The organism is Polynucleobacter sp. 78F-HAINBA (assembly GCF_018882325.1).
Classification (GTDB): Bacteria; Pseudomonadota; Gammaproteobacteria; order Burkholderiales; family Burkholderiaceae; genus Polynucleobacter.
Genome location: NZ_JACVOQ010000005.1, coordinates 49,971 through 61,209 on the forward strand (window position 1 = coordinate 49,971; position 11,239 = coordinate 61,209).

Sequence of the window (11,239 nt, forward strand, 5' to 3'; positions counted from 1 at the left end):
AATTGGGGGAATCATGAAAAAACTCATTGGTTTACAAGGAAATGATCGAGGTCACTGGGTAGGCGACGGTTTTCCTGTGCGCACCTTGTTCTTCTATCAAGACCTCGGCAATCAAATGAGTCCATTCTTGATGCTGGACTATGCAGGTCCAGCAGAGTTTCTCCCAACATCTGAACGTAAGGGTGTGGGTTCACATCCACATCGTGGTTTTGAGACGGTCACCATTGTTTATGAAGGTGAAGTAGCGCATAAAGATTCCACAGGTCAGGGTGGAACGATTGGCCCTGGAGATGTTCAGTGGATGACGGCCGGCTCTGGCATCTTGCATGAAGAATTTCACTCAGAGGGTTTTGCTAAAAATGGCGGAACTCTGAATATGGTGCAGTTGTGGGTGAATTTGCCAGCAAAGCTCAAAATGACCAAGCCAGGCTATCAAGCCATTCTGGATAAACAGATTCCTACGATTGAGTTGAAGAGCGGCGCAGGACAAGCACGCATCATTGCTGGAGATTTTGATGGCCATACAGGCCCAGCCAATACTTTTAGCCCTCTCAATGTGATTGACCTGAAGTTAAAGAAGGGCTCAACAACTATTCCTGTGCCTGAGAGCTGGAATACCTCCCTGGTTGTCCTGAGGGGCGCCGTTGAGGCGGGTGAGGGCGTGGTCGCCAAAGATGCCCAGATGCTGATGTTTAGCAATCAAGGTCAAGATATTCAAGTGAACGTGCTGGAAGACACCATTGCCTTGCTGCTGAGTGGTGAACCTATTAATGAACCTATTGTGGGTTACGGCCCATTTGTCATGAATACCAAAGAAGAGATTGCTCAGGCAATGCAAGATTTCAATAGTGGTGGTTTTGGAAAAATTACTCACTAAGAATGTGGCTGTAGCCTAAAAAAATCCGCTTGACTTCTACACTCAGCTGTGTACAAAAAAATTCATTAGTTAAATCAAGGCTTTACACAGACTGGATTAGAAAAGTATGTTCAAATATCTGCTGTAGAAAAGGAAATTTGTCACAGTACATGTTTGGTTCAAAAGAATTCTTTATTTTGCGTTGGCTTCCGTTGTTATCCGCGGGGTTTCTCTCTGCATGTGCCGTTGGCCCTGACTTCAAACAGCCTGATTCTCCTAATACCTCTACCTATACCGAGACTACGCTTTCTAAAAAACTAGCTACTGCGCCTGGTGTTCCAGGCGGTACTGATCAAGAGTTTGTTGAGGGTGCGGATATTGAGGCTCAGTGGTGGGAATTATTTAAGTCTCCAGAGCTTGATGTATTGATCAAAAAAGCTTTGCAGCAAAACCCAAATTTAGGCGCTGCTGATGCGGCCCTGCGCGCTAGCCAAGAAAATGTCAGCGCACAAATTGGTGGACAGTATTTTCCGGCGATTGGTTTGAATGGTGGCGTAGTTCGTCAGCTCCAACCCTCCGCTATTTATGGCTTGCCATATGGTTCAGATACCTACAACCTCTATAACGCTTCTGTAAACGTCACTTATAAGCTAGATGTTTTCGGTGGTGCGCGCCGAGCAGTTGAGGGTGCGAGAGCGCAAGCAGAGATTGCTCAGTTTCAGTTGGAGGGCGCATATCTCTCCTTGACAGCCAACATTGTCACTAGCGCTGTGCGTGAAGCAGCTTTGCGCGCACAAATGCAAGCCACAGAAGAAATTCTTAAGGCGCAAACTAATTTAGCCGAAGTTACTGAGAAGCAATTGGTCATTGGTACTGTCTCTAAGGTGGACGTAACATCGCAAAGAACTTTAGTGTCTAACTCGCAAGTAGATTTATTTACTTACGAACGCAATCTTTCATTTGCGCGCAATCAGTTAGCGGTCTTGGTGGGTGAGTTGCCTAGTAATGCCAACATCACTAAGTTTGATTTGAGGTCTCTACATTTGCCAGAGAAGTTGCCACTGTCAGTACCTTCAAGTCTTGTTCGTCAACGTCCAGATGTACGTGCGGCAGAAGCACAACTCAAGGCGACGAATGCTTTGGTAGGTGTAGCTACCGCTAATTTATTGCCACAATTTAATATTACGGGTGCCATTGGTTCTGCGGCACTAACTAGCGCAGCCTTGTTTGGGCCGAACGCTACTCTATGGTCTATTGCTGGCGGCATCTTCCAGCCGCTGTTTCAGGGTGGTCAGTTATTGGCACAACGCCGTGGAGCGATTGCTAATTACGAGCAAGCGGTTTATCAATATCAAGCAACTGTGCTTAAGGCGTTTCAAGAGGTTGCAGATTCCTTGCGCGCTTTAGAGACAGGTGCCCAAGCATTGAAGTCTGCATCAGACGCAGAGCGTTACGCTTATGAAACTTTAGAGTTAGTGCAGCAGCAATATAAGTTGGGCACTGCAAGTTACTTGGCTGTTCTCTATTATCAAAATCAATATCAAATTGCTAAAGTCAAATCAGTGTCTGCACAAGCGACCCGATTCTCTGACACGGCAGCATTATTTGCAGCACTAGGCGGCGGCTGGTGGAATCGTACCGGCCCAGCCTTTCAACCAAAAGCCATAGCGAACAAAGATCAAAATGAAACTTCTGGAAACAATTAAAACCAAAGTGACTGCAGCAGCAGTTGCCTTGTGGGCTTGGATGCTTGTTAAAGCTGAAGAGTGGAAGCTACGCGATAAGGCGATTGCGCTTTGGGAAAAGGCAAAAGGTGTGTGGTTCCGCTTGCGCGAGCGCTTCTTGCGCAGTAAGGTCAACGCCAAATTGCAATCGATGACCCCTTTGGGTCGACGCATGACCATTATGTTGTGTGGCGTATTTTTGTTACTCGGCTTGATCTTTGGGTTTAATCAACTCAAGACCTTCATGATCAAACACTTTATTGCTGGTATGGGATTGCCTCCTGCAACCGTTTCCACGATGGTAGTAGAGACCACTGCATGGCAGCCTAAGCTCTCCAGCGTTGGTAATGTACGCGCATTTAGAGGCGTAGATCTTAGTACTGAAATCGGTGGCCTTGTACAAACCGTGCCTATTAAATCTGGCATGGATGTAAAAGAAGGCGACCTACTCATTAAGTTGAATGATGCTTCAGATGTTGCACAACTGAATTCATTAAAGGCTCAGGCAGATTTGGCTAAAGTCATTAATGAGCGTGATAGACAGCAGTTGGCGATTCAGGCGATTAGTAAGAACGTATTTGACACAAGTAAGGCGGACGCAAAGTCCAAGCAAGCTCAGGTAGAGCAGCAAACGGCTTTAGTTGCAAAGAAGAATTTGAAGGCCCCCTTTAGTGGCCGTGTGGGCATTGTGATGATTAATCCCGGTCAGTTTGTTAACCCAGGTGATAAGTTGCTCACCCTTCAAACCTTGGATCCTATTTTTGTGGATTTCAATCTCCCCCAAAGCAATGCTGAGCAGATTCAGGTTGGGCAAGAAATCGTAGTGACTACTGATGCGTTTAAAGATGCGAGTTTCACTGGCAAGATTACTGCAGTCAGTCCAAAGGTCGATACCAATACGCGCAATATTCAGATTGAAGCTCAATTAGCCAATCCGGATAAAAAGATTTTGCCGGGCATGTTTGCCAATGTGAATATCAAGCTGGGTGATGAAGTGAAGATGCTGACTTTGCCCCAAACGGCTGTAACTTATAACCCTTACGGCTCGACAATCTTTATTGCCAAGCCAACCGGTAAGAAGGATAAGCAGGGCAAGCCTACGCTTGAGGCCCAGCAAGTCTTTGTGACTACAGGACCAACACGTGGCGACCAAGTGGCGATTCTCAAGGGTGTTGAAGAGGGTGCTACGGTAGTTACTAGCGGTCAGCTCAAGTTGAAGAACGGTACACCACTGATTGTGAATAACAAAGTGTTGCCTTCGAATTCACCAAACCCGAAGCCACAGGAATAAGTCCTAGATGAATTGGACTGACATATTTATTCGTAGACCAGTGCTCTCACTGGTAGTGAGTGCGCTTGTCTTGGTGTTTGGTTTGAAGGCTGTTGGATCTTTGCCGGTCAATCAATATCCGCAAACCCAAAATGCGATTGTTACGATTACAACCGCCTACTATGGCGCCGATCCTGAGACGATTGCTGGATTTATTACACAACCATTAGAGACGGCAATTGCTCAGTCTCAGGGTATCGATTATTTGTCGTCAATGAGTGTGAGCGGCCTATCGACGATTACCGCTACTCTCAAACTTAATTACGATTCCAATGCTGCATTAACCCAAATTCAGACGCAGATTAGCTCGGTCAAGAATCAACTGCCACCCCAAGCTCAGCAACCGGTATTGACTGTGCAAATTGGTCAGTCGACTGCGGCGATGTACATGGGCTTTTATAGCGATGACATTCCGAACAATGCGATCACCGATTACTTGTTGCGGGTAGTTAAACCAAAGCTGGATGCTGTAGATGGCGTCCAAAATGCTGAAATCACTGGCGGCAGAAAGTTTGCTCTACGCGCTTGGCTGGATCGCGAGAAGATGGCTGGCCTTGGCGTAGGCGCGGATGATGTCTATAGTGCGATGGCCGCCAATAACTACCTATCAGCGGTGGGTAGTACTAAAGGCGACATGGTTGCCGTGGACTTAGTGGCTGGCACGGATCTACACACGCTCGATGAGTTCCGCAAATTGGTTGTCAAGAAAGATGGCATCAATATTGTCTATTTAGATCAAGTGGCAACCGTGAGCATGGGCTCCGAGGACTACAACACGAATGTTGCATTTAGTGGCAAGCGCTCAGTATTTATTGCCATCAAGGTAGCGCCTCAGGCGAACTTGCTTGATGTAGCTGAACGTGTTCGTGCCGCGGTGCCAGATATACAGAAGCAGTTGCCAACCGGTATGTCGGGCAAAGTAGTTTATGACTCCACTAAGTTCATTACTACTTCGATTGATGAAGTGGTGGCTACCTTACTAGAAGCGCTATTGATTGTGACAGTGGTGATCTACCTATTCTTGGGCAGTGCGCGTGCAGTTGCAGTTCCTGTGATTGCGATGCCACTCTCTTTAATTGGCACATTCTTCTTAATGCAGGTATTGGGTTACTCCATTAATTTACTGACGCTGTTAGCCCTAGTGCTTGCAATTGGCTTGGTAGTGGACGATGCCATCATTGTGGTTGAGAACGTTGACCGTCATATGAAGGAAGGTAAGTCGCCATTAGAAGCCTCCTTAATTGCTGCGCGTGAATTAGGCGGTCCAATTTTGGCAATGACGATTGTGTTGATCGCGGTCTATATTCCAATTGGCTTCCAAGGCGGCTTAACGGGGGCGCTCTTTACCGAGTTTGCCTTTACTTTGGCTAGTGCGGTGGCTGTATCAGGGTTGATTGCATTGACGCTTTCTCCGATGATGTGCTCACGCATCTTTACTGAAGAGCAAGAAGCCTCCTCCTTTGTACAAAAGATCGATCGTATTTTTGATAAGGTGCACCACAGTTATCAAACCACTTTGCGTGAACTCTTGAGTACTTGGCAGGTCATCATTGTGATGGGCGTGATTTTGTTGGGTGGAGTTGCTTACCTTTACGCCACAGCGCGTGCTGAATTAGCACCAACAGAAGACCAGGGCATTGTGTTGATGCAGGCTTCAGGCCCACCCAATAGTACCGTTAATCAGATGCAGACTTACGCTGATCAGATTTATCAAATATCAGCAGCAGAGCCTGAGTATGAGCAGATGTTCCAGATCACCAGTCCAACCAGTAGTTTTGGTGGTGTATTGCTTAAGGATTGGGATCAACGCAGTCGTAATGCCACGAAGTTTCAAGAAGATATGCAAAGCAAGTGGAATACGATCGCAGGCGCTCGCGTAGCAGCCTTCCAGTTCCCAGCTTTGCCTGGTGCGCAGGGATTGCCGGTTCAGGTGGTCATCAACACTACTGAGTCTTACGAGCAGCTCAACGAAGTATCCCAGGCAGTTTTAGATAAGGCTCGTCGCAGTGGAAATTTCTTCTTCGTGGATTCAGATTTGAAGATTGATAAGCCGCAAGACGTTTTAGAAATTGATCGTGAAAAAGTTGCCGCACTAGGTATGACTCAGCAGCAGGTGGGTAGCGCGCTATCTGCTGCTTTGGGTGGCGGTTACGTCAATTACTTCTCTGTAGCTGGCCGCTCCTATCGCGTTATTCCACAAGTAAAGCAAGTGGACCGCTTAAATCCGGATCAGATCTTGGATTACTACATCCGTACGCCTAGTGGACAGATGATTCAGGCGCGCACGATTGCAACGATTAAGCAAAAAGTAGTTCCACAATCTATCAATCACTTTCAGCAACTTAACTCTGCAACGATCTCCGGTGTGAGTACGCCATTTATTTCTCAAGCGGATTTACTTGAGTTTATGCGTCAAACTTTGAAAGAAGTCGCCCCCAATGGTTACACCATGGATTACGCCGGCCCATCCCGCCAGTTCATGGCGGAGTCAGGCGGTTTCTTGGTGACGATGTTCTTTGCGATCTTGATCGTGTTCTTAGTCTTAGCTGCACAGTTTGAAAGCTTCCGTGATCCGATCGTGATTTTGGTTTCGGTGCCACTTGCCTTGTTTGGCGCCCTTATCTTTATCAACCTTGGATTTACAACCTTGAACGTGTATACCCAGGTTGGACTTGTCACATTGATGGGCTTGATCAGTAAGCACGGAATCTTGATTGTGGAATTTGCCAATGAGCTGCAAGAGGCTGGCCGCAGTAAGTTGGACGCTATCGTAGAAGCAAGTAGTGTGCGTTTGCGCCCGATTCTGATGACTACTGCAGCGATGGTCTTGGGTGTCGTGCCTCTAGTGATCGCCTCTGGCGCCGGCGCTGCTGGCCGTCAATCGATGGGTATCGTGATTTTTACTGGTTTATCGATCGGCACTCTGTTTACGCTCTTTGTAGTGCCAGCGATGTACTTGTTTATTGGTGCAGATCACCATCAGAAGAAATTTAAGCAACAGTAATTTATTCCGCAAATGGTTAAAGAAAAAGGGTGAACTCAGTTCACCCTTTTCAATCGGAGCTTCTGACTTACTTCACAATATTGAGCTCTTTTTCTGCAACTACGCTGTACTTTGTTTCCGCCTCTATGCGTTGCATCCATGCTTCGACGTTCTGCAAAGAAAGACGTGGCCCAGTTTGCTCTGGAAAGGTTTCATTTAATAGAATCCATCTACTTACACAAAGTGCCAGTGGAATATCCCCAATGTTGAAAGAGTCTTCTGAGCAATAACGTTGATTGGCCAGCTGTTGATCAAGTAATGCGAGGAAAGCATTGGTATCTTGATATGCCTTGCGAATGACTTCGTAGTTTCTTTCGTTTTCAGGCGTCCGAGTTAGCCCAAGAAATGCAACGCGTAAACTTGGCCACATCGTACCTAGTTGCCAATCCATCCACTTCTCAGATTGGTACTGACTAGCGATGTCTGTTGGAAAGCGCTTCGACTTATCGTACTGACGAACCAGATATCGCAAGATGGTGTTGGATTCCCAGAGTACAAGATCACCGTCTTGCAGAGTCGGGACTAAGCCATTGGGGTTGAGTGCTAGAAATTCAGGGGTGCGATTTTTGCCAAAGTGAAGGCCTGCATCAATGCGCTCAAAATCTTTGCCTTCTTCCAGCCCCAGTTCTGCAAGGCACCAAAGTACCTTTTGCACATTGATGGAACTTTTTCTTCCCCATAAGCGAATCATGAGAATTCCTATTTTTTGGTATTTTTAAAGTGATGAATCTAAGCCCATAAATTTGCTATGTGCAAATATGAGTGGGTGACTTTCTGGGGTGTGCTTTAGGTTAAGTACTTTAGCAACGATGATGTTGTGATCGCCGCCGGTATGAACAGAAACGGTTTCACACTCAAAGTAAGCGCAGCATCCCTCAATTTGGGTTAGCCCGCTTACTGCAAGCTTATGGGGGATGCTCACAAATTGATTTTCTTTCACGGTAGCAAAGTGCATTGCCATTGCTTCTTGTGAGCGCTCCAAGACATGAATTAACTGTTTGTGACCCACTTCAAAATTGGGCATCAAACGTGAATGCTTCTTAAGGCTCCACAGAATAAGTGGCGGCTCTAGTGAAACAGTATTAAAGGAGCTGATGGTAATGCCGTGAGCATTCTGGTCGGCATCTAAGCAGGTTATGACTGTGACCCCAGTTGCAAAGGAAGAAAAGCCTTTGCGGAGCTCTTGGGAGGTAAATGGGGTCATCTTGTGAGCTTATTAAGTGTTTTACTTTGTTGTGGCTGGAGCAGGGACATCGGCAGGGATGGTCGTTCCTGGAATCGGGGTCAGGATTTCATTCTCTTCGGCTTTTACGCATTTAAAGCGATATTCCTTTCCAGCTTTAGAGAGGAAGCTTGCGCCCTGATAGAAATCATTCTTACAAGTCGTATTGGCAAAGTCCATCACGTCTTGAGGTGCTGCGCTGGAGGTAATTAAGCGCATATTGCCCATGGACATGTTAATTTGGCTCGATGAGCAGCCAATCAGAGCTAAGCCAGAAATCGTAGTTAATAGTAGAATTTTTTTCATGGAAACCTCCATAATCAGCAATGCTCGTTAGGATAAACCTATTACGTATTTGCTGTGGGGAATGCAGCGCTTTTAAAAGGAAGAGACATGTTTAACGCGATTTTGGTAAATAAAGATGATCAGGGTTATCGGGCTGAGCTTGCTCAGGTCGATGAGGCTAGTTTGCCCGAGGGAGATGTCAGAGTTAAGGTGCTCTATTCCACGCTAAATTACAAAGATGGCCTGGCCATTACTGGCAAGGGTCCGGTGGTACGTAGCTTTCCTATGGTTCCCGGTATTGATTTCGCAGGGGAAGTGTTAGAGAGCGCTAGCCCAGAATTTAAGGCTGGCGACATGGTGTTACTCAATGGTTGGGGCGTTGGTGAAGGTCATTGGGGTGGATTGGCTCAACAGGCGCGCGTGAAATCCGAATGGCTTATTCCCTTGCCAAAAGGATTTACTGCTAAGCAGGCCCTAGCGATTGGTACTGCTGGCTACACCGCAATGCTGTGTGTGATGGCTTTACAAAAGCATGGCCTTAAGCCTAGTGATGGCGAGGTCTTGGTGACTGGCGCCGCAGGTGGTGTTGGCAGCTTTGCTATTACTCTTTTGAGCAAGCTGGGCTTTACGGTTGTTGCCAGTACTGGTCGTATGTCTGAGGCTGATTATTTGAAGAAATTAGGCGCGAGCGAAGTGGTTGATCGTGCCGCACTCTCGGCTCCTGGTAAGCCTTTAGCAAAAGAGCGTTGGGCAGCGGTAGTCGATAGCGTTGGTAGTCATACATTAGCTAATGCCTGTGCTCAAACCAAGAGTGATGGTGCGGTTGCCGCTTGTGGTCTTGCTCAAGGAATGGATTTTCCATCGACTGTTGCGCCATTCATTTTGCGTGGCGTCACTTTGTATGGCATCAATAGTGTGACAGTACCAAAAGCAAAACGCATTGCTGCTTATGAGCAATTGAGTAAATTGGTTGATCTCAAAACTCTAGAGGAGATCTCTCACGAAATTAGTTTGGAAGATTCCATTAAATATGCGGCAGAGCTGATGGCGGGCAATGTGCGCGGTCGCTTAATTGTGGATGTCAATAAATAAGCAATTAAAAATGCTTACTGTGGTGCTTGAGGTTTGCGTGTTTCCAGTTTTTCCCAGACCTCAAGCTTGTCAGAGTTAGAATGTTCTGACCAGTCTGCAATCTCCGATAGCGTGCGATAGCAGCCACGGCAAAAACCATTTTCAGGGTTGATGTCGCACCAGTTGATGCAAGGTGATGGAACTGTTGTCAAAGCAAACCTAGAATAGAAAAAATGAATACCAAAAACCAATCCAGCGATCTTAGTTCTATTCATTATCCCTTAGCCGATGCTTTGCCGGAAGTGGGGAGCTCAATGGAGGTCGCACCTGGTGTTCGTTGGTTGCGGATGCGCCTACCGTTTGCCTTAGACCACATCAACTTATGGCTGCTACGTGACGAGTTTGAAGGCGTTCAGGGCTGGACCATCGTGGATTGTGGGATTGCAAATGATGAGACAAAAGCAGCTTGGGATCAGATCTTTACTACGCAGCTAGAGGACTTGCCGGTACTCAGGGTGATCGTGACCCATATGCATCCAGACCACGTGGGGCTCTCTCAATGGCTTTGCGAAAAATGGAATGCGCCGCTTTGGATTTCGATGACGGATTATTTAACCGCGCAATGGCTGAGCCACAAAGAGGGCGGTGCTGCGGTTGGTGCACGTGCTGGCGGCGGCGGTTCTGCAGATCACTTTCAGAAGCATGGATTGATTGCGCCAGAAGATTTAGAAAAAATTCGGGCGCGTTCAAATTACTATAGCAATATGGTTCCGGGTGTGCCCAGACAATATCGTCGCATCATCGATGGTGAAATGATTTTGATTGGTGGACATGAGTGGCAAGTGATCATGGGATTTGGTCATGCACCTGAACATGCTTCACTCTTTTGCAAAGATCTCGGCGTATTAATCTCTGGTGATATGTTGTTGCCGCGCATCTCCACTAATGTCAGTGTCTATGATGCTGATCCAGATGCAGATCCTTTGGGTTTATATCTGAGCTCTTTAGATCGATATCTCCCGCTACCCGATGACGCATTAGTGCTGCCATCGCATGGCAAGCCATTTACAGGAATGAAGCCGCGGATTGATCAGTTGAAAGCGCATCACGATGAGCGCTTGGCAGAAACTCTTGGAGCATGTGAAAAACCGGCAACTGCTCGTGAGATAGTGCCGGTTTTATTTAAGCGTGAATTAGATATTCACCAAATGACATTTGCTATGGGTGAGGCTATTGCTCATCTGAATTACCTACTTCGTCGAGGAAAGTTGAGTCGCCAGCTTTGCGACGACGGCGTGTTGCGGTTTTGCGTGGTTTAGAAGCCTTTGTTCCAGACTCTTCAGTAGATCCGCCGGTAGCGGCAGCAGCAGTTGCTGAAACAGCATCCCCGAATGATTTGAGGGCCATCATGGTGGCATGTTGCACTTCTAGGCCTTGGATTGTGGACTTCAGGATATTGAGGTTGAGGTTAAGCCAGTTTTCAACGCTTTTGAGGTCCTTGATGCGCTTTTCTAGCTCATCAGTATCTAGCCCTGGAAATGCTGAGCCAAAACCCCCTGCAGCCTTGGAGGCATCTGTAGTGAAGGGAAATTGCCCTGGCGTCGATCCGCCTGCTCCCTGGCCCCACATGGTTTTCATCATTTCTAGGCTTTGATTGAATTCAGGGATAGTTCCAAACATAGGGCGGGCTCCGGGTCAGATAAAAGTG

Annotated in this window: 11 protein-coding genes; 6 read left to right on the forward strand and 5 right to left on the reverse strand. The window is 47.0% G+C overall.

Annotated elements, in window-relative coordinates:
* Nucleotides 1–13 precede the first annotated feature (13 nt).
* The 4 genes from ICN11_RS06750 (at nucleotide 14) to ICN11_RS06765 (ending at nucleotide 6,914) form a co-directional block, all read left to right on the forward strand.
* The gene (locus ICN11_RS06750) at nucleotides 14–877 is read left to right on the forward strand and encodes a pirin family protein (protein ID WP_216229700.1); all 864 of its coding nucleotides are present in this window, start codon (nucleotides 14–16) and stop codon (nucleotides 875–877) included.
* A gap of 149 nt (nucleotides 878–1,026) precedes the next feature.
* Entirely contained in the window at nucleotides 1,027–2,562 is a 1,536-nt protein-coding gene (locus ICN11_RS06755) for an efflux transporter outer membrane subunit (protein ID WP_216229701.1), read from the forward strand.
* A gap of 169 nt (nucleotides 2,563–2,731) precedes the next feature.
* A complete protein-coding gene (locus tag ICN11_RS06760; protein WP_215291894.1) occupies nucleotides 2,732–3,871 on the forward strand; it encodes an efflux RND transporter periplasmic adaptor subunit in 1,140 nt (379 codons plus the stop codon).
* 7 nt (nucleotides 3,872–3,878) lie between these two features.
* The gene (locus ICN11_RS06765; protein ID WP_215289534.1) at nucleotides 3,879–6,914 is read left to right on the forward strand and encodes an efflux RND transporter permease subunit; all 3,036 of its coding nucleotides are present in this window, start codon (nucleotides 3,879–3,881) and stop codon (nucleotides 6,912–6,914) included.
* 67 nt (nucleotides 6,915–6,981) lie between these two features.
* Here ICN11_RS06765 and ICN11_RS06770 read toward each other — a convergent pair whose 3' ends face one another.
* From ICN11_RS06770 to ICN11_RS06780, 3 genes are read right to left on the reverse strand one after another with little or no spacing between them, the layout of a single operon-like run.
* Nucleotides 6,982–7,644, reverse strand: coding sequence for a glutathione S-transferase family protein (locus ICN11_RS06770; protein WP_216229702.1), 663 nt, complete (start codon nucleotides 7,642–7,644; stop codon nucleotides 6,982–6,984).
* Nucleotides 7,645–7,668: 24 nt separating this feature from the next.
* Complete coding sequence (locus ICN11_RS06775) at nucleotides 7,669–8,157, reverse strand: flavin reductase family protein (protein ID WP_216229703.1); 489 nt, start codon at nucleotides 8,155–8,157, stop codon at nucleotides 7,669–7,671.
* A gap of 21 nt (nucleotides 8,158–8,178) precedes the next feature.
* A complete protein-coding gene (locus ICN11_RS06780) occupies nucleotides 8,179–8,481 on the reverse strand; it encodes a hypothetical protein (protein WP_216229704.1) in 303 nt (100 codons plus the stop codon).
* An 87-nt stretch (nucleotides 8,482–8,568) separates the two neighbouring features.
* Between ICN11_RS06780 and ICN11_RS06785 the strand changes: the two genes are divergently transcribed.
* The gene (locus ICN11_RS06785) at nucleotides 8,569–9,552 is read left to right on the forward strand and encodes an MDR family oxidoreductase (RefSeq protein WP_216229705.1); all 984 of its coding nucleotides are present in this window, start codon (nucleotides 8,569–8,571) and stop codon (nucleotides 9,550–9,552) included.
* A 14-nt stretch (nucleotides 9,553–9,566) separates the two neighbouring features.
* On the opposite strand, the gene ICN11_RS06790 is transcribed toward ICN11_RS06785, so the two are convergent.
* Nucleotides 9,567–9,743 (reverse strand): DUF1289 domain-containing protein, encoded by a 177-nt coding sequence (locus tag ICN11_RS06790; protein ID WP_216229706.1) that lies wholly within the window; start codon nucleotides 9,741–9,743, stop codon nucleotides 9,567–9,569.
* Between the two features lie 21 nt (nucleotides 9,744–9,764).
* Here ICN11_RS06790 and ICN11_RS06795 point away from each other — a divergent pair, with 21 nt between their 5' ends.
* Nucleotides 9,765–10,850 carry an MBL fold metallo-hydrolase gene (locus ICN11_RS06795; protein ID WP_216229707.1) on the forward strand — a complete coding sequence of 362 codons (1,086 nt, stop codon included), beginning with the start codon at nucleotides 9,765–9,767 and terminating at the stop codon, nucleotides 10,848–10,850.
* On the opposite strand, the gene ICN11_RS06800 is transcribed toward ICN11_RS06795, so the two are convergent.
* On the reverse strand, nucleotides 10,762–11,211 hold the full coding sequence (locus ICN11_RS06800; protein WP_216178641.1) for a PhaM family polyhydroxyalkanoate granule multifunctional regulatory protein: 450 nt from the start codon (nucleotides 11,209–11,211) through the stop codon (nucleotides 10,762–10,764). The two genes, ICN11_RS06795 and ICN11_RS06800, sit on opposite strands and share 89 nt — an antisense overlap.
* Between the last annotated feature and the right edge of the window lie 28 nt (nucleotides 11,212–11,239).